This window comes from Dyella telluris, assembly GCF_014297575.1.
GTDB lineage: Bacteria > Pseudomonadota > Gammaproteobacteria > Xanthomonadales > Rhodanobacteraceae > Dyella > Dyella telluris.
Genome location: NZ_CP060412.1, coordinates 906,510 through 924,281, shown reverse-complemented (window position 1 = coordinate 924,281; position 17,772 = coordinate 906,510). Strand labels below are relative to the sequence as shown.

Here is a 17,772-nt window from a genome sequence, read left to right as displayed (position 1 = left end):
GGGGGCGTCGGGCTATCTCGACAACCGCAGGAGTGAAGACGCATGGCAACGAAGCGCAAGCCGGCCGCGAAGAAATCCTCGGCCAGGAAAACCGCCACCCGAAAATCCACTGCCAAGAAAAGCACCGCCCGCAAGCGCGCGACCACTCCGGCACGCCGCGCTGTCAGCAAGACCGCCGCACGCAAGTCGGCAACCCGAAAAGTCGCAGCGAAGAAGACCACGGCCCGCAAGGCGGCAACCCGAAAAGTCGCAGCGAAGAAGACCACCGCCCGCAAGTCGCCCGCCAAGAAGACTGCGACACGCAAGACTGCGACACGCAAGTCCACTGCCCGCAAGACGACGGCACGCAAGACCACCGCCCGCAAGGCCGTGGCAAAGCGGGCTGCACCGCGCAAGACGGCGGTGAAGAAGACGGCCGTGAAGAAAGCCGCGGCGAAAAAGACCGCACGCAAACGCGCAACGGCCAGTAAAGCGACGAGCAAGACGGCCCGCAAGGCCACGACGAAGCACAGCATCGCCGGCAAGACCGCCGCGGCAACCCGCAAGGCGGCAGGGAAGGTGGCCACCCGAAAGGCGTCCACCGTCCGGCGCAGCCGGGCGACACCCGCCGCCACCCGCCCCCGGCGTCCTGCGCGCAAGCACATCACGCCGCAGCAGGCGGTAGAGAAGATCCAGGCCCTGCTGGAAGCCAAGCAGGAACGCGTGCGGCAAGGGCCGACCTGGCCGGGCGCCGGCGAACATCCCGTAGGCGACAACGGCAGCGTCGGCATGGGAACAGGCAGCAGTGGCGTTTCGAGCGAAGCCACCTACGGCCACATCCGCCAGCCGCCTGAACGCAACGGCGATAACTGAACCCGGCGGCCGTTCCGGGTTCCGGCATGGCCGGCAGAACACCGTCTGCCGGCCATGCCAGGAGCATTCAGTGCGCACTTAGCGAAATAGGTTCACAGTAGTGCTGTCTTCCCCAGACGGCCTTTTGTCATGAAACGCGTACTTGCCGGTCTCGCCCTGGCGGTTGTCACGGCGGCGCTATCCGGTTGTTATTACGACCCCGGTTACAACTACGTGCGCCCGGTGGCCACCGGCGGTGGCGATGCCTATTACGGTACCGGCGTGGTCTACAGCGGTTACGCCGCTCCCGGCTACTACTACCCCAGCTATGGCTACTACGGATACGGCTGCTGCTACGGCCCCGCGGTGAGCATCGGCATTGGCGGAGTCTGGGGTTCGGGCTACTACGGGCATGGTGGCTACTACCACGGCGGCTACTACGGGCATGGCTACTACCATGGCGGCGGTGGCTACTATCACGGTGGCGGTTCCTACCACGGTGGCGGTTCCTACCATGGTGGCGGTCGCGGTAGCTGGAGTGGCGGCAGTCACGGCAGCTGGAGCGGTCACGGCCACTGAGCCATAGCCGCCCGGATCAGGGCACAATCGAGGCATGTGGTTGCCAAGCTTCGTGCCCCGACACCTGCGACTTCAAAGGCCCATTGCCGCATTGGCGATGGGCCTCATGCTTTCTGCCTGCAGCACCGTGGACTACTACGCACACGTGGCGAAGGGGCAGGGCGAGCTGGTGACGAGCCGTCGCGATGTCAGCGCCGTGCTGCGCGACCCCGCCACCGACGAGGCCACCCGCAAGCGCCTGGCGCTCTCGCAGGAAGCGCGCCGCTACGCCACCGATCACCTGGATCTGCCGGATAACCGCAGCTATACCAGCTACGTGAAGCTGGACCGCCCGTACGTGGTGTGGAATGTCTTCGCCACGCCGCGCTATTCGGTATCACCCATCCAGCACTGCTTTCCCTTTGCCGGCTGCGTGGCCTATCGCGGGTACTTCGCCAAGGACAAGGCCAACGCCGAGGCCGCGCGGCTGGAAGCGGAGGGCAACGACATCTATGTCGGCGGCGTGCCGGCGTATTCCACGCTGGGCTGGTTCTCCGACTCCATCCTGAGCAGCATGATGCGCTGGGACGATGACGAGCTGGCCGGCACCATTTTCCACGAGCTTGCCCATCAGCTGATCTACGTGAAGGACGACAGTGCCTTCAACGAATCGTTTGCCAGTTTCGTGGAGGAAGAAGGCCTGCGCGAATGGCGGCAGTCGCGTGGCCTGGCGCCACAAGACGACCACGAGAAGACCATGGACGATGGCTTCACCTGGCTGGTGATGGATCTGCGTGACCGCCTGAAAAAGCTTTACGCCAGCGGCGTGGACGAGCAGGCCATGGCGGCCGGCAAGAAGCAGGCGATCGATGATTTCCGCGTGCGTTACGTGCAGTGGCGCGACCTCGACTGGCCGAACGACCACCGTTACGACGCCTGGGTCAACGCACCGATCAACAACGCGCGGTTGTTGCCGTTCGGCATCTATGACCGCTGGACGCCCGTGTTCCTCGCCCTGTTCCGTCATGCGGAAGGGCAGTGGCCGGCGTTCTACGCCAGCGTGCGGCAGTTTGCGCAGCTGCCTTATGCGCAGCGGCAGAAATCGTTGCAGCAGTGGCTGGATTCGACCAGCCGGCCGACGGTGGGGCCGGCGCCTTAGGGGTTCCAGGACCCTGCGTGGCCCCGTACCCCCGCACGTCTCCTCACCGTCATCCCCGCGAAAGCGGGGATCCAGCGACTTTCGGTCTTCCTCACCACTTGAAAGGCACTGGATTACTCGCGTTGCTCGCCCCTCCGGGGCCACCCTTCGGGTGTTCTTCGCGCTACGCGCTCGTCCCGCTTTCGCGGGGATGACGGTGAGGTGATCGGTAGCGGCGAGGTGATCGCCAGCGATGAGGTGACCGAGACGTAGGGAGTTCTGCAGTCGGGTTTTACGGCCCGGCCTTCCGCCCAGCCATGTGCCGCAGGTACGCCAGCAGGTCATCCAGGTCCTGATCAGACAGCGCCTTGCGATCGAAACCCGGCATGCGCGCCTGTGGCCAATGGCGCAGTGACTGCGGGTCGCGGATATAGGCGCGGAACAGGTCCTCGCGCAGATATTCCGTGGGGCTGTGCGGCACGTTCAGGTCGGGGCCCAGCTTGGCGTCACCCTGGCCATTGAGGGTGTGGCAGGCGAAGCAGGTGTGCTGGAACACCAGGAAACCGCGCTGCACCGGGCTGCCGGGCTTCTGCGACGGGTCGGGCAGGGTGGCGGGGAAGCGTTGGGCCACCGAGGGCTGGCGGCGGATCGACGCCAGCTGGAACGGCCATTGTTCCGGGCCGACCTTCATGGCTTCCGGATGGGTCCAGACCACATAGAACGGGCCGGCATCGCCCTTGATCTCGGCCAGGGTCGGCCAGGGATGGGCCGGGTCTTCCACGGCCAGCCAGGCCTCCGAGCCCTGCGCCTGCACGATCAGGGCGGCGGGAATCTGGGCGGCGAACCCGTCCGAGGCCACGAACTGCAGGGTGTCGTCCGCCGATACGCCCTCCAGCAGGGACTTCAGCGGCACGGCCCGGTAGCGCATGGCGCGCTTGAAGGCGACGTCGGCGGGAATGGCGACCTCGCGGGCGTCGCCGCGGGCCAGCAATTGGGCCGTGGTGTAGGTCTTGGGGCCATGGCCGACATCGACCGTGAGATCGGCGGCATGCAGGGGCGGGGCAAGCGCCAGGACAAGCAGGCACAGGCGGCGAAGGGGGCGCATCATCGGGCGGCGTTCCATGACCGGGAGTCCGCCAATTGTAGGCGTGGCGGCCAGCTTGCCAAAAGCTGAACGAAACCGTCGGAGCGCTTGAACTTGGTCCGCTCCGGCCACACTAAGTCATCGTATCGCTGTGATGGCGACAAGAAGTGGCTCAGCACATCGTGCCACTGGGGGGCCGGTCCTTTTCCCCTCTTTGTTATGGACCAGGCCTGACAAAACCCCGCTAGCCCCTCCCCTGGCTACCGGGGTTTTTATTTGCCTGTCGTTTGCCGGCGGCTCGCCGTGGCGCAGGCGTGGCGGGATAATCAGGCCATCCCCCGCGCGCGTGAGCGACCGATGATCGTTACTTCCCTGCTCGACACCGATCTCTACAAGTTCTCCATGATGCAGGTCGTGCTGCATCACTATCCGGCGGCCCAGGTCGAATACAAGTTCAAATGCCGCAATCCCGGCGTGGATCTGGTGCCCTATATCGCTGAGATCCGCAAAGAGCTGGAAGGCCTGTGCTCCCTGCGCTTTACCCACGAGGAGCTGGACTACCTGCGCAGCTGGCGCTTCATCAAGAGCGATTTCGTCGATTTCCTCGGGCTGTTCCAGCTCAACGCCAAATACGTGGAGATCATCCCTGCACAGGATGGCCCTGGCGAAATCGAGATACACATCCGCGGCCCGTGGCTGCACACCATCCTGTTCGAGGTGCCGTTGCTGGCCATCGTCAACGAGGTATATTTCCGCAATACCCAGCCGGGCCTGGACCTGTCCGAAGGGCGGCGCCGCCTGCGCGAGAAGATTGCCCTGTTGCGCGACACCGATGGCTTCCAGGAGTGCAAGATCGCCGACTACGGCACGCGCCGGCGCTTCTCGCGCGCGTGGCATGAGGAAGTTGTCACCACGCTGCGCGACGGCCTGGGTCGTCAGCTGGCGGGTACCAGCAACGTGTGGCTGGCGTGGAAGCTCGGCCTGACGCCGTTGGGTACGCTGGCGCACGAATATCTGCAGGCGCATCAGGCGCTGGGGCCGCGGCTGCGCGACTCGCAGGTGGCGGCACTGGAAACCTGGGCAAGGGAGTACCGCGGCGACCTGGGTATCGCGCTGTCCGACGTGTACGGACTCAGCGCCTTCCTGCGCGATTTCGACATGTATTTCTGCAAGCTGTTCGACGGCACCCGCCACGACTCGGGCGACCCGTTTGCATGGGGCGAGCGCGTGCTTGCGCACTACCGGGCCAATCGCGTGGATCCGCGCAGCAAGGTGCTGGTGTTCAGCGATGGCCTGGACATCCCCAAGGTGATGCAGCTCTACCAGCACTTCCACGGTCGCTGCCAGGTGGCGTTCGGCGTGGGCACCAATCTCACCAACGACGTGGGGCCAGAGCCGCTGCAGATCGTCATCAAGATGGTCCGCTGCAACGGTCAGCCGGTGGCCAAGATCAGCGATACGCCAGGCAAGAACATGTGCGAGGACAGCGCCTACGTAACCTACCTGCGCCAGGTGTTCGAGATTCCGGCCAACCCTGAAGCGGTGCCCTGCTGAAGCCACCAGGTCCGCTGAAAAGCAATGTAGGAGCGCACGGGTGCGCGACCATCATGGCGCCCAGGTAACGACGGGACGCCGCGGTCGCGCACCCGTGCGCTCCTACAGAAAGACCGCGCAGGATCTTAGAACGCCGGCAACACCGCGCCCTGGTACTTCTGCTCGATGAACGCCTTGATCTCGGGGCTGGTCAGCGCCTTGGCGAGCTTCTGGATGCGCGGATCGTCCTTGTTGTCCGGACGTGCCACCAGGTAGTTCACGTACGGTGAATCCTTGTCTTCGATCAGCAGTGCGTCCTTGGTCGGGCTGAGGCCGGCGGCGAGCGCATAGTTGGTGTTGATCAGGGCCAGGTCCACTTCATCCAGCGTGCGCGGCAGCATGGCGGCTTCCAGTTCACGCAGCTTGAGGTGCTTCGGGTTGGCCGTGATGTCCTTTTGCGTGGACAGCTCGTTGCTCGGATCCTTCAGCGTGATCAGGCCGTGCTTGGCCAGCAGCAGCAGTGCGCGGCTGTTGTTGCTGGGGTCGTTGGGCAAGGTCACCGTGGCGCCGTCGGGCAGCTGGTCGATGGACTTGATCTTGCGCGAGTAAGCGCCGAACGGCTCGATGTGCACGCCCGTGACGATGGTCAGGTTGGTACCGCGCTCGCGGTTGAATGCATCGAGGTAGGGCTTGGTCTGGAAATAGTTGGCGTCGACCGACTTCTCCAGCACCTGCACGTTCGGCTGCACGTAGTCGGCGAACACCTTGATTTCCAGGTCCACGCCTTCCTTGGCCAGGATCGGCTTGACCTGCTTGAGGATCTCCGCGTGCGGCACGGCCGTGGCGGCCACCACCAGCTTCTGGCTGCCGGCATCGCCACCGCCGTTGGACGACGAAGAACAGCCCGCCAGCAGGAGCAGGGCGGAGAAAATGGCTATGAACTTATGCATCTTCGTCATATGGATCAGGTTGTTAACTTGTGCGGCGCACAAGAATAGCCGTCCATACCGCCGGATGCAAAAAAGGCCCGGTGGAATGCCGGGCCTTTTTCCTGACTCAGTGCCGTGTATACCGCGCTACGATGCGGTCGCCGGCCATCTGCAGCAATTGCACCAGGACGATCAGCAAGATCACCGTCACCACCATGTAATCCGATTTGTAACTCAGGTAGCCGTAGCGGTAGGCCAGGTCGCCCAAACCGCCCGCGCCAATGGCGCCACCCATGGCCGTGTAGCCCACCAGCGCAATGGCGGTGACGGTGGTGCCAGCGATCAGGCCGCCACGTGCCTCGGGCAACAGCACGTGCCGCACGATCTGCCAGGTGGTCGCGCCCATGGCCTGGCTGGCTTCGATGACGCCGCGCTGCACTTCGCGAAGGGCGGTTTCCACCAGTCGCGCAAAGAACGGCGCGGCGCCGATGACAAGCGGCGGAATGGCGCCACGGATGCCCAGCTTGGTGCCGACCAGCACATAGGTCACCGGCATCAGCACGATCATCAGGATGATGAAGGGAATCGAACGCAGGATGTTCACCACCAGCGACAGCACCGCGTAGAGCTTCGGCATGGCGCGCAACTGCCCCTTGCCGGTGAGGTACAGCAGCACGCCCAGCGGCAGCCCCAGCACTACGGTGAGCAGCAGCGAACCGCCCAGCATCAGCAGGGTGTCGATACAGGCGTTGCCGATTTCAGCCCAGTCGTCGATGTTGGGGAACAGGCTCTGCAGCAGCGGGGCGCTCATGCGCGGTTCTCCGGCGACACGGTGAGTTCTTCGATTTCGATGCCGGCCTCGCGCAGCGTGGCCAGCGCGTCGTCCACGCGTTCGCCCTGCATGGCGAGCGTGAGCTGGCCGTAGGGCAGGTCCTTGATGCGGTCGATGCGTCCGGCGAGGATGTTGAAATCAACGTTGGTTTCGCGCGCCACGCGCCCCAGCGCCGGCGTCCAGGTGGTTTCGCCGCGGAACGACAGGCGCAGGATGCGGCCCGGCACGTGCAAGAACGGCATCTGCTCGCCGGCGGCTTCCTCCGGCAGGGCTTCGTTGACGAAGCGGCGCGTGGTGGCGTGCTGGGGGTGAAGGAATACGTCCGCCACGGCACCGCTTTCCACGATGCGGCCGGCATCGAGCACGGCGACGCGATCGCACACGCGGCGCACCACGTCCATCTCGTGCGTGATCAGCACGATGGTGAGCTTGAGTTCGCGATTGATTTCAGCAAGAAGGTCCAGCACCGCCGCGGTGGTCTGCGGATCGAGCGCACTGGTGGCTTCGTCGCACAACAGGATCGACGGCCGGTTGGCCAGTGCGCGGGCAATACCCACGCGCTGTTTCTGGCCGCCGGAAAGCTGCGATGGGTACTTGTCCGCATGGGCGGTCAGGCCCACCCGCGCCAGCAGTTCATCCACGCGCCGGCGGATGGTCGCCTCGTCGCGTTCGCCGGCCAGGCGCAGCGGGAAGGCCACGTTCTGCGCCACCGTCTGCGAGGACAGCAGGTTGAAGTGCTGGAAGATCATGCCGATGCGCTGGCGCTGGTGGCGCAGGGCCGACTCGTCCAGCGCGGTCATGTCGGTGTCGCCGATCAGGATGCGCCCGCCGCTGGGGCGCTCGAGCAGGTTGATCAGACGTATAAGCGTCGATTTTCCCGCGCCCGAATGGCCGATGATGCCGAACACCTCGCCATCGGCGATGTCGAGGTTGAAAGGTTGCAGTGCAGGAATGTCCCGGCCGTCGACACGGTAGGACTTGTGCACATCCTGAAATCTGATCACGGGGTACCTTCGGAAGCCGGGGAGGCGCGGGCGTGGGGACTGCCGCCGGCAGGGCCGGCCGGTGCAAAGCATACGGCACGCGGGACTTCCGTGGGGCTACGCCCCTGGTGCCGACAGGTCCTAGACTGACTGTCTTTCAACGAGGACCGACGCCATGACCTCTGTCTATGACTTTTCCGCGCGCGATATCGACGGCAACGAACGTTCGCTGGCCGATTACCGCGGCAAGACGCTGCTGATCGTCAACGTGGCCTCCAAATGCGGCTTCACCCCGCAATACACCGGCCTGGAAGCCCTGTGGCGCGCCGACCGCGAGCAGGGGCTGGTGGTGCTGGGTTTCCCGTGCGACCAGTTCGGTCACCAGGAGCCCGGCGACGAAGCGGAGATCCGCAACTTCTGCTCCACCAGTTACGACGTGACGTTTCCGATGTTCGCCAAGGTCGAGGTGAACGGCGCAGGCACGCACCCGCTCTACAAGTGGCTCAAGAGCGAGGGCAAGGGTTTGCTGGGCAGCGAGGCGATCAAGTGGAACTTCACCAAGTTCCTGGTCGATCGCGACGGGCAGGTGGTGAAGCGCTACGCGCCCACGGATACGCCCGAGAAGATCGGCAAGGACCTGAAGGCTCAGTTGGCGGGGTGAGCGGCTACGGCGGGCGAGGCCACGGCGGCCTTTGGCGCAGTGCGTGACCCGGCGAGCAGCTCGGCGATCTGGTCGATGTCCTTGGTGGCGCTGGGCGCACCCGCCGGCGGATCGTAGTTGTTGAGCATGATGGCGAATGCAAGCCGTTCGCCATCGCCGCTGGTGACGTAGCCGGCCAGACAGTGCACGAAGCTCATGCTGCCGGTCTTGGCGTGCACGTTGTTTTCCGCAGGCGTGTTGCGCATGCGCCACTGCAGCGTGCCATCCACGCCGGCAATCGGCAGCGCCTCCACCAGCGTGGGCCCGTAGGGCTGGCTGGCCAGGAAGGCGAGCAGTCGTGCCATGGCGCTGGGTGTGGCCAGGTTGCGGCGTGAGAGCCCCGTCCCTTCCTCGATCATGCTGGCGGTGGGCGCAATGCCGATCTGTTCCAGCAGTTCGCGCATGGCACGGATGCCCCAGCGTTCGCTGGTGATGAAGCCCGCGCTGCCGTCGCGTTGCTCGGTATTTGCCTGGGCCTTGACGCCGGCGAGCAGCAGCAGGTTCTGCAGATAGAGGTTCTGCGAACGCTTCAGGCCGCGTCCGAGGATCTCGCTTACCGGCGGCGACAGCACTTCGGCCAGCGTCACCGGTTGGACAGGCAGTGAAGCGTCGCGCCGTGGCCAGTGCACCGTGGTGACCTTGCCGTCGAGCTGGATGCCATGGCGCAGCAGCGCTTCCCGCAACTGCTCGCCGGCGAACCGGGCCGGGTCGGGCAGGGCGAGCTTGTAATTCTGCGAGGCGGATTTGGCCGCTATGTTGCCAAACGCATACAGCGTGCCGTCACCGGGGGCGCGATAGAGGTTCACGTCGTTGCGTGTGCGCTGGGCGCTGGTCAGCAAGTCGTTGGTGACGGCGGGGATCGCATCGGCCGGATCAAAGCGCAGCACCGCCGGTGCGCCCGCGCTGACACCCGGCGAGACGGTGACCTCCACCTGGTTTTCGCCCACGCTCAGCGCGCTTGCCGGCACGGCAAACCAGCTCTGCAGGTCAGTCGCCTCCCAGCCGCTGCCCATCATCGGGCTGGCGAAATAGGTGGCGTCGGCGATCAGGTCGCCATGCACATGGCGCAAGCCCTTGGCCTCCAACTGCCCGGCCAGCTGGTCGGGCCAGTGCGCCGTGGCGGGGTCGGCGCCCAGTGTGGGGTCGCCCATGCCATAGAGGATCAGCGAACCGTCCAGCCGGCCGTTGCGGATCTCGCCGCCGGCCAGCACGCGGGTGGGGATGCGGTAGTCCGCTCCGAGCTCGCTCAGCGTCACGGCGGCGGTGAACAGCTTGGCGGTGGAGGCGGGCTGGAACAGTTGGTCCGCGTGGTGGCTGTAGACCGTGCGGCCGCTGCTCAGCGAAATCACCGCGATGCCCCAGTCGGCGCCGTCAAAACGGGGCTGGCTGATCAGGCCGTCGATCTGCTCGCCCAGCGACGACGGGGCGCTGGCCGGGGCTGGCGCGGCCACGGTGGTTGTGCCGGCTGCAGGTGCCTGTGCGGCCATCGATGGCAGGACCAGGGCCATGCCGAAAAGCACGGCAGTACAACGGCATAGCAGGCGATACGGGGCGATCATGGGCGGAGTATCGCCAATCGTGGCGCCCTCCGGCTAGGGATACGGCGCGGCTTCCGGAATCTTCGTGGCCGGCATCCTCACAGGCGGTCTGGTAGGCTTTCACATTCGTGCCGGCTTCTGCTGGCGCTCCTTCCCCAGTCGAGAACAACATGCAGATCGCCAACAATTCCGTGGTTGCCTTCCATTACACCCTCACCGACGACAACGGCCAGGTGCTCGACAGCTCGCAGGGTCGCGAGCCGCTCGTGTACCTGCAGGGCGTCGGCCAGATCGTGCCGGGTCTGGAAAAGGCGATGGAAGGTCGCCAGGTTGGCGACCAGTTCAAGGTCGACGTGGCGCCGGAAGAAGGCTACGGCGTGCACCACGCCGAGCTCGTCCAGGAAGTGCCGCGCGAGGCTTTCCAGGGCGTGGAAGACATCCAGCCGGGCATGCAGTTCCAGGGCCGCGGCCCGCAGGGCGTCATCAACGTCACCGTGACCAAGGTCGAAGACGGCAAGGTGCACATCGACGGCAACCACCCGCTCGCCGGCCAGACCCTGCACTTCGACGTTGAAGTGACCGACGTGCGTGCGGCCAGCGAGGAAGAGCTCTCGCACGGTCACGTGCACGGCGCAGGTGGTCACGACCACTGATGTACCGCACGGACGTTGGCCACCGTGCCAACGTCCGTGATGCACGGCATGATGCCGTTGCCAGAAGCCGGGCCTCGCGTCCGGCCCGACAAGGAGCGTCATGCGAGACAAGCTGCGTATCGCCGTGGTGGGTTACGGCGTGGCCGGGCAGGCAAGCTGCCTGTTGCTGGGTGCCGCCGGGCATGAGCTGACCGTTTTCGAGCAAGCCGCTGCGCCCGGTCCCGTGGGTGCTGGCTTCCTGTTGCAGCCCACGGGTCTTTCCGTGCTCACCAGGCTGGGGCTGCACGAGCAGGCGCTGGCCCGTGGCCAGCGCATCGAGCGCCTCTATGGCTGCAATGCCGCCGGCCGCATGGTGATGGACATGCGTTACGGCCAGCACGCGCCCGGTTGCTTTGGGCTGGGCATGACGCGCGGCGCGCTGTTTTCCCTGCTGGACGGTGCGTACCCCGCGCGCGGCACAATTCGCAGCGGCACACGGATCGACCACCTGTCGGAAGATGGCCGCCATCTGATCGATACCGTTGGTGAGCGTCACGGTCCCTTTGACCTGATCGTTGCCGCGGACGGCGCGCATTCGGTGTTGCGGCATCAGCATGGCGTGACCCGGCGCGAACCGCTTTATCCGTGGGGCGCCATGTGGTGCCTGCTGCCGGCCGCGCACTGGCCACATGCGGACACCCTGCACCAGCGCTATGCCGGAACGCGCGAGATGATCGGCCTGATGCCGGTGGGGCATCGCGACGATACGGACAGCCGCTGGCTGACCTTCTTCTACAGCCTGCCCGGCGATCAGGTCGATGCCTTCGACGATGATGCACTGGTGCGCATGCGCCAGCGCGTCGGCGAGCTCTGGCCCGATGCGCTGCCGATGCTGGACGGCATCCGGGCAGCCAGCCAGTTGCATCGCGCACGCTACCGGGATGTCGTGTTGCGACGGTCCGTGTGGAACAACATCGCGTTCATCGGCGACGCCGCGCATGCCATGAGCCCGCAGCTGGGGCAGGGCGTCAACATGGCCCTGCTCGATGCGCAGGCGTTGGCCGATGCGCTGGCGGCGAATGACGATGTCGCCTCGGCACTCGATGGATATCGGCGCGCGCGCCGGACGCATGTGGGCATCTATCAGTACCTGAGCCGCTGGTTGACGCCGCTGTTCCAGTCGCACCACGACAGCCTGGCCACGGTGCGCGATCGCGTCTTCGGTCCGCTGGGGCGAATGCCCATCGCACGCGGGCAGATGCTGCGCATCCTCACCGGCACCAAACGGACCTGGTGGTAGCGCTCAATACCAGTCGAGCAGCGACACACCAATGCCGAGGTAGGTGGCATTGTGGTTGTAGTCGATCATGCTTTCGCCGTAACCCTTGAACAGTTCCATGTAGCCGCGCAGGTTGCCGGCCACCGGGAACGACCAGGTGAACTTCGCCGCGCCATGGCTTTCGCTGCCGCCGCGCAGTGAATGTCGCAGCATCAGGCCGAATTCCTGGCCTTTCCATTCGTGGATGATCTGCATGTCGGCGCGCCCCATGTAATTGCTGATATCGGGGTTGTTGTCGTCCGTGCCGCCTTCCGGGACGCGCCACCACGGCCGCAACATGATGGTCCAGCTGGGGCGTTCAAAACCGATGTAGCCCATCACGCGGTTCCAGCTGCGCGACAGCGGGTCGGACTGGCCGTTGGATTCGTGGTTGAAGGCAACGCCAAGCAGACGGCCGTTCCAGCCGAGCACCTCATAGTTCGTGTTGAACATGAGCATGACTTCCGGCTCGTAGTTGGTTTCGCGGAAGGGCCGCGATTCGGGCTGGTTGTAGACCTGCCAGCGCGCGGACTCGGTAAAGGCCACCCACACGTCGCCCGCGTCGCCGAACAGGCCCTGCCATACCTTGGTCTTCAGGCTGAGCTGGAACTTGCTCTCGATGTTGTCCAGGTACTCACGATCGGTCACGGTGTTGAGCGGATTGGGGCTGCTGGGCTGCCGGTTCTGGTTGCTGCTGGCGAAGAACGGCAACACCACGATCGGCTTGTAGCCACGCAGGTTGAACGTGCCCAGCTTGCTCTCGGGCGACAGTTCCCAGCGGCTGTCGAGCAACGACAGCGGTGCCGCTTCCGGCTCGGTCGTGGTGGCGGTGGTGGGCGGCGCGGCGCTTGCGGTGCGCGATGCCTCATGACTGAACGCCTTGGCCGGCGGTGTCGCGGTGGCGGCCTGCTCCGTGGTGTCGCTCTTCTTCTGCGCGGCGGGCAGGTTGTCGCGACCGGTGGCGTGGTCGTAGCAGGCCAGTCGCTGTGAATCGGTTTCGATGGCGGTGCAGGCACGGATATCCATCGGATCGGGATTCTGTGCGTAGGCAGCGAGCGGGGGCAGGCCAAGCGTGAGCAGCGAAGCTGCCAGGGCGGTGAGTCGCATGGTGAGGCTCCATCCTGGTCGGGCGTGCGGTCAGTGCGCGGCGCCGGTATCGGGTTCCATAGCAGCACTGCCATGCATCGCATGTGACGACGCGGGCCGCCGTTGCCGGCGACCCGCGTCAGTGGAGCTGCATCTTACTGATTGTGGCTCACCCAGGCTTCGTATTGCGCCTTGGTGATGTGGCCGCTGTGACCCTTGTCTACATACGAGAAGTCATTGGCAAGCAGCGGATAAGCCGAGGCCTGCGATTCCGTAATGTATTTGGTGCCACCGGACAGCTGTTCGAAACTCGGTGCCGGGCCCGCGTTCACCGGGGGAACGCTGGAGTTGATCGTCACCTGCTGGCCAGCGGCGGACGTGTTCGCCTGCGTGCCGCCCTGCGGTGGCGGAGGCGTGGGTGTCGCGGCCGGCATGGTCTGCGTCGGTGGTGATGCAGGCATGTTCTGCGTCGTTGGTTGCGGCGGAGGAGGCGTTGGCATGGGTTGATCCTGTGCCAACAGCGAGCCGGCGAGCATCATCGAACCGGCGGTCACCAAAGCGAGTAGGGGAGTGCGGGGTTTCATCGTCGTTACTCCATGCCAGAATGAGTGGCTCGTCTGCGGAAACGCGCGATAGTGCAGTGTGGATCGATATGGCGCGCTGCATGTCCTTCGCGCAGGCTTCAACCTAGCAAAGCACGGCTAAATGCCACCTCAATAGAGGCATCGTTATCACGTGAAGTCATCGTTATCGTTGTCGGTTTCTTCATCTGCGCCACCGGTTTCGTTGAGCCTGGCGCAGGCGCAGCGCCTGCATCTGGCGGCGCAGGGCGTGCTCAACAAGCCAAAGGCGCGTGCGTGCAAGGACGATGTCGTCGCAACCGTGGCCCGTATGCGCCTTCTGCAGATCGACAGCATTCATGTGGTCGCGCGCAGCCCCTATCTGGTGCTTCATTCGCGTATCGGCGACTACGATCCGCAATGGCTGGAGGATGTGCTCGATACCGGGCGCATTGCGGAAAGCTGGGCGCATGAGGCGTGCTTCGTGCCCGCGGCGGATCTTCCGTTGCACCAGGCATGGCGCAGGCAGCGTGCCATGCACTGGGCGTACAAGCACGCCGATCGCATGCATCGCGAGCATCGCGATGGCATGGATGCACTGCTCGCGCGCATCCGCGACAACGGTGCGGCACGCGCGGCGGACTTCGAGAGCGAAACGCGCAGCGCGGGCGGCTGGTGGTCATGGAAACCCGAAAAGCGCTGGCTGGAAGCGTGGTTCGCTCTCGGCGAGCTGATGGTGACGCGTCGCGAACGCTTCCAGCGCGTCTACGATCTGGCCGATCGTGTGCTGGCCAAACTTGATCCGCCCATGGACCGGGCGCTGCTGGAACTGGATTCGGATGCACTGCGCAGGCGCTTCATCCTCGACAGCGTGCGCGCACTTGGCATCGCGCAGGTGCGCTGGATTGCCGACTATTACCGGTTGAAACCCGCAGTGACCGACAAGGAGCTGGCGCCGCTGGTGGCCGAAGGCGAGCTGTTGGTGGTGCAGGTGGCGGACTGGAGCGTGCCTGCCTACGTGCATCGCGATCACGCGGATTGGCTTGCGCAGGCGGCATCAGGCCAGCTGCGTGCCACGCACACCACATTGTTGTCGCCATTCGATCCGGTGGTATGGGATCGTGCGCGCGCGCAGGTGCTGTTCGGTTTCGAATACACCATCGAATGCTACGTGCCCGCGCCCAAGCGGAAGTATGGCTACTACGTGCTGCCCATCCTTCACCGGGGGCGTTTGGTAGGTCGTCTTGATGCGAAGGCACATCGTCGCGAAGGCGTGTTCGAGGTCAAGGTGCTCTATCTGGAGCCGGAGGTCGAGGCTACGCCTCGCCTGCTCGGAGACATCGCCGATGCCATCCGCGCATCGGCGCAATGGCATGGCACGCCCAAGGTGAAGCTTGCACGCAGCCGGCCGGCTCCTGTGGCCGCCTCGCTGCGTGCATTGTTGCGCTGAAACTCAGTGCGAGCCGCCACTGGCGGCGGCGGGGCTGGCAGGGCCACACGACTTGCCCTGCAGCGTGGCGCGCAGCTGCTTGGCCAGCGCAGCGCAGCGCGCGCCCAGCTGGGGTCGGGTGGTGGGATCCACCGAGTCCTGCAACAGGCTGGTGCGCATGTCCTCGTAGCGCGACTGGATCTGGTCAGCCGGGTAGACCCCTGCGGCGGCATGGCAGGACACGTAGCTCGCCAGGTAGTCGTCGCAGGCGGGGATGCCGGTGCTGTTGGGCAGCGGCTTGCCGCCGGAGGTGGTCACCGTGCCGGTGCGGGTCCGGGTGGTGCCGGAGGTGCCGCTGGTGGCGGCGTGCGAGCCGCTGGCGGCCGTAGTACTGCCATGGGTCGTCGTCGACGGGCGGGTTTCCGGCTTGTTGGAGCATCCGGCCAGGATCACGCCGCCTGCGACAAGGGCAAGGAGGGCCAGACGACGATGGCGATGGAACTTCATGAGGCTTCTCCGGAGGGGATGTTCGGGGGTTAGGGGGGGCAATAAACCTGCCCATCAAGGAAAGGGATGAAATGCGAAGATGGCGTGAAAATCAAATCCGATTTGTAAGGACTGACGGTTATTCATTCAGCTTCGATAGGTATTTCCCTATTCGCCTTGCGACCCCGGAGCGGCTATCATGCGCTTACTGTGTTTGCTGGGGTCACCAGAGTTTTGTGACCCGATGCCGCCTGATCTCGATCTAGCAACATCGCCTCACCCCTAGGGTTTCCCGCACACCAGTAAGCCGGCCAGCGCGTGTTGCGCAGGCTGAGTCTCTAAAATCCTATGGAGTGATTAACATGTCTGATCGTCAGATCGGTACCGTCAAGTGGTTCAACGATGCCAAGGGCTTCGGCTTCATCAGCCGTGACAACGGCCCGGATGTCTTCGTGCATTTCCGCGCGATCCAGGGCAACGGCTTCAAGAGCCTGCAGGAAGGCCAGAAGGTCTCCTTCAAGGTTGTGCAGGGCCAGAAGGGCCTGCAGGCCGACGAAGTGATGCCGCAGTAATAAACGCCTTCAAGCGTTGAAGAAAAAGCCAGGCAGCAATGCCTGGCTTTTTTGTTTTATTCGCAAATGTCGTTGAAATGTGAAAATCAGAATTAATGATTAAGACCATTCACTTGCATTAAAGAAATCCGTTATGCTGGATTCACTGTGGTTGCTCGGTCACGTGCGTGCCCGGTGCGCGACTCGCAAGGGTCCACATCGCTTCACCCCGATCCCTGCATGCCCAGTAAGCCGTCGGCCAAAGGGGAGGCTGACTTGTCTCAGCATCGAGTTGATCGGAGTGAGTCATGTCGGATCGTGAAGTTGGCACTGTCAAATGGTTCAACGACGCCAAAGGCTTTGGCTTTATCAGTCGTGAGAGCGGCCCGGATGTGTTCGTGCATTTCCGCGCCATCAGCGGATCGGGGTTCCGCAGCCTGAAGGAAGGGCAGAAGGTGAGCTTCAAGGTGGTGCAGGGCCAGAAGGGCCTGCAGGCCGACGAAGTGGCGCCCGCCTGAAGTCATCAGGGGAAACCCGCTCGCAGTATGAAGAAAAGGCCGGTTGATGCCGGCCTTTTCTTTTGCGCGACTGTTTGGCCGCGCCTGAATTCGCTAGCCTGCGGAGCTCTTCCGCCATGGCGTGCCGTGAATGCCCGCGACGTTTCCCCTTGCCGCCAAGCTGCCACCCTGCGAGGCCATTCCTGCGGTCGCTGCGGATGGAGCACGTGCCGACGTGCTGCTGCAGCGTCCCGCACAGGCGACCACGCGTCTGCTCTATTGGGTGCCGGCCCTGGGGGTCGCCGCGAAGCATTACCTGCCGCTGGCACAGGCGCTGGCCGCACGCGGGGTGACCGTGGCCATCCACGAATGGCGAGGGATCGGTTCCAGCGACAGGCGTGCAAGCCGTCGGCAGGACTGGGGCTACCGCGAGCTGCTTGTGGACGACTTGCCGGCGGGTATCGCCGTTGCGCGCGCCCACGTGGCACAGGCGCCGCTGTATCTGGGCGGGCACAGCCTGGGCGCGCAGATCGCCGTGTTGTACGCCGCCCTGCATCCACGCGAACCGGCCGGCCTGCTGGCCGTGGCGAGTGGTGCGCCTTATTGGCGCCAGTTTCCGCAGGGGCGACTGCTCTGGCTGGCGTATGCCCTGGCGCCCTGGTTGGCAAGAGCGTTCGGTTATCTGCCGGGACGCAGGATCGGCTTTGGTGGCAACGAAGCGCGCCGGCTGATCGATGACTGGGCGCGCACCGGTCGTACCGGTCGCTATGCCGCCATGGGCATGGCGGCCGACGTCGAAGCCCTGCTACAGCAACTGCGTTTGCCCGTGCTCGCGCTACGCCTGCAGGACGACTGGCTGGCGCCGCAGACATCGCTGTCATGGTTGTTGGAGAAAATGCCACAGGGTGAAGCTGTGCAGCAGGTGGTCACGGCGGCCGACCTTGGCGCTGACAAGGCGGATCATTTCGGCTGGATGAAGACGCCGGGGCCGGTGGCGACGCGCGTTGCCGACTGGCTCGATGCACAAGCTACCCAAAAGAGTACTTGAACCCGGCGCGAGCAGCCGGCATCTCTGGCTGATCTTTCC

Annotated in this window: 19 protein-coding genes; 11 read left to right on the top strand and 8 right to left on the bottom strand. The window is 64.8% G+C overall.

Translation table 11 applies throughout. The annotated features are described in order from the left end of the window. Nucleotides 1-42 precede the first annotated feature (42 nt). The 3 genes from H8F01_RS04260 (at nt 43) to H8F01_RS04250 (ending at nt 2,548) form a co-directional block, all read left to right on the top strand. Nucleotides 43-852 (top strand): histone H1-like repetitive region-containing protein, encoded by an 810-nt coding sequence (locus H8F01_RS04260; RefSeq protein WP_187057817.1) that lies wholly within the window; start codon nt 43-45, stop codon nt 850-852. A 129-nt stretch (nt 853-981) separates the two neighbouring features. Next, the gene (locus H8F01_RS04255; protein WP_187057816.1) at nt 982-1,410 is read left to right on the top strand and encodes a hypothetical protein; all 429 of its coding nucleotides are present in this window, start codon (nt 982-984) and stop codon (nt 1,408-1,410) included. Between the two features lie 106 nt (nt 1,411-1,516). Beyond that, nucleotides 1,517-2,548 (top strand): aminopeptidase, encoded by a 1,032-nt coding sequence (locus H8F01_RS04250; protein ID WP_425490072.1) that lies wholly within the window; start codon nt 1,517-1,519, stop codon nt 2,546-2,548. A gap of 271 nt (nt 2,549-2,819) precedes the next feature. Here the strand turns inward: H8F01_RS04250 and H8F01_RS04245 are convergent, their stop codons facing one another. Beyond that, nucleotides 2,820-3,635, bottom strand: coding sequence for a cytochrome c (locus H8F01_RS04245; RefSeq protein ID WP_222615722.1), 816 nt, complete (start codon nt 3,633-3,635; stop codon nt 2,820-2,822). Nucleotides 3,636-3,968: 333 nt separating this feature from the next. On the opposite strand from H8F01_RS04245, the gene pncB reads away from it, so the two are divergent. After that, nucleotides 3,969-5,165 (top strand): nicotinate phosphoribosyltransferase, encoded by a 1,197-nt coding sequence (gene pncB / locus H8F01_RS04240; RefSeq protein WP_187057814.1) that lies wholly within the window; start codon nt 3,969-3,971, stop codon nt 5,163-5,165. Nucleotides 5,166-5,290: 125 nt separating this feature from the next. Here the strand turns inward: pncB and H8F01_RS04235 are convergent, their stop codons facing one another. From H8F01_RS04235 to H8F01_RS04225, 3 genes are all read right to left on the bottom strand, one after another. Beyond that, entirely contained in the window at nt 5,291-6,103 is an 813-nt protein-coding gene (locus H8F01_RS04235; RefSeq protein WP_425490071.1) for a MetQ/NlpA family ABC transporter substrate-binding protein, read from the bottom strand. Between the two features lie 97 nt (nt 6,104-6,200). Beyond that, a complete protein-coding gene (locus H8F01_RS04230) occupies nt 6,201-6,884 on the bottom strand; it encodes a methionine ABC transporter permease (RefSeq protein WP_187057813.1) in 684 nt (227 codons plus the stop codon). Beyond that, nucleotides 6,881-7,909, bottom strand: a complete 1,029-nt coding sequence (locus tag H8F01_RS04225; protein ID WP_187057812.1) for a methionine ABC transporter ATP-binding protein — start codon at nt 7,907-7,909, stop codon at nt 6,881-6,883. Before H8F01_RS04225 ends, H8F01_RS04230 begins: the two co-directional genes overlap by 4 nt. Before the next feature lie 154 nt (nt 7,910-8,063). Here H8F01_RS04225 and H8F01_RS04220 point away from each other — a divergent pair, with 154 nt between their 5' ends. After that, nucleotides 8,064-8,549 (top strand): glutathione peroxidase, encoded by a 486-nt coding sequence (locus tag H8F01_RS04220; RefSeq protein WP_187057811.1) that lies wholly within the window; start codon nt 8,064-8,066, stop codon nt 8,547-8,549. Here the strand turns inward: H8F01_RS04220 and dacB are convergent. Further along, nucleotides 8,534-10,147: a D-alanyl-D-alanine carboxypeptidase/D-alanyl-D-alanine endopeptidase gene (dacB, locus tag H8F01_RS04215; protein ID WP_187057810.1), complete on the bottom strand. Its 1,614-nt coding sequence runs from the start codon at nt 10,145-10,147 to the stop codon at nt 8,534-8,536. The two genes, H8F01_RS04220 and dacB, sit on opposite strands and share 16 nt — an antisense overlap. Before the next feature lie 149 nt (nt 10,148-10,296). On the opposite strand from dacB, the gene H8F01_RS04210 reads away from it, so the two are divergent. Further along, the gene (locus tag H8F01_RS04210; protein ID WP_187057809.1) at nt 10,297-10,779 is read left to right on the top strand and encodes an FKBP-type peptidyl-prolyl cis-trans isomerase; all 483 of its coding nucleotides are present in this window, start codon (nt 10,297-10,299) and stop codon (nt 10,777-10,779) included. Between the two features lie 100 nt (nt 10,780-10,879). Next, nucleotides 10,880-12,058: an FAD-dependent oxidoreductase gene (locus H8F01_RS04205; RefSeq protein ID WP_187057808.1), complete on the top strand. Its 1,179-nt coding sequence runs from the start codon at nt 10,880-10,882 to the stop codon at nt 12,056-12,058. Between the two features lie 3 nt (nt 12,059-12,061). Here H8F01_RS04205 and H8F01_RS04200 read toward each other — a convergent pair whose 3' ends face one another. Continuing rightward, nucleotides 12,062-13,183, bottom strand: coding sequence for a phospholipase A (locus H8F01_RS04200; protein ID WP_187057807.1), 1,122 nt, complete (start codon nt 13,181-13,183; stop codon nt 12,062-12,064). Nucleotides 13,184-13,317: 134 nt separating this feature from the next. After that, complete coding sequence (locus H8F01_RS04195; protein ID WP_238481147.1) at nt 13,318-13,662, bottom strand: hypothetical protein; 345 nt, start codon at nt 13,660-13,662, stop codon at nt 13,318-13,320. 235 nt (nt 13,663-13,897) lie between these two features. On the opposite strand from H8F01_RS04195, the gene H8F01_RS04190 reads away from it, so the two are divergent. Beyond that, nucleotides 13,898-15,172, top strand: coding sequence for a winged helix-turn-helix domain-containing protein (locus H8F01_RS04190; protein WP_274380582.1), 1,275 nt, complete (start codon nt 13,898-13,900; stop codon nt 15,170-15,172). Between the two features lie 3 nt (nt 15,173-15,175). On the opposite strand, the gene H8F01_RS04185 is transcribed toward H8F01_RS04190, so the two are convergent. Next, nucleotides 15,176-15,658: a hypothetical protein gene (locus tag H8F01_RS04185; RefSeq protein WP_187057805.1), complete on the bottom strand. Its 483-nt coding sequence runs from the start codon at nt 15,656-15,658 to the stop codon at nt 15,176-15,178. A 341-nt stretch (nt 15,659-15,999) separates the two neighbouring features. Between H8F01_RS04185 and H8F01_RS04180 the strand changes: the two genes are divergently transcribed. The 3 genes from H8F01_RS04180 to H8F01_RS04170 all read left to right on the top strand — a co-directional run bounded on the left by H8F01_RS04180 (nt 16,000) and on the right by H8F01_RS04170 (nt 17,733). Continuing rightward, complete coding sequence (locus tag H8F01_RS04180; protein ID WP_130620318.1) at nt 16,000-16,209, top strand: cold-shock protein; 210 nt, start codon at nt 16,000-16,002, stop codon at nt 16,207-16,209. A 287-nt stretch (nt 16,210-16,496) separates the two neighbouring features. After that, the gene (locus tag H8F01_RS04175) at nt 16,497-16,706 is read left to right on the top strand and encodes a cold-shock protein (protein WP_019465668.1); all 210 of its coding nucleotides are present in this window, start codon (nt 16,497-16,499) and stop codon (nt 16,704-16,706) included. A 130-nt stretch (nt 16,707-16,836) separates the two neighbouring features. Then, a complete protein-coding gene (locus H8F01_RS04170) occupies nt 16,837-17,733 on the top strand; it encodes an alpha/beta hydrolase family protein (protein WP_187057804.1) in 897 nt (298 codons plus the stop codon). Nucleotides 17,734-17,772: the final 39 nt, after the last annotated feature.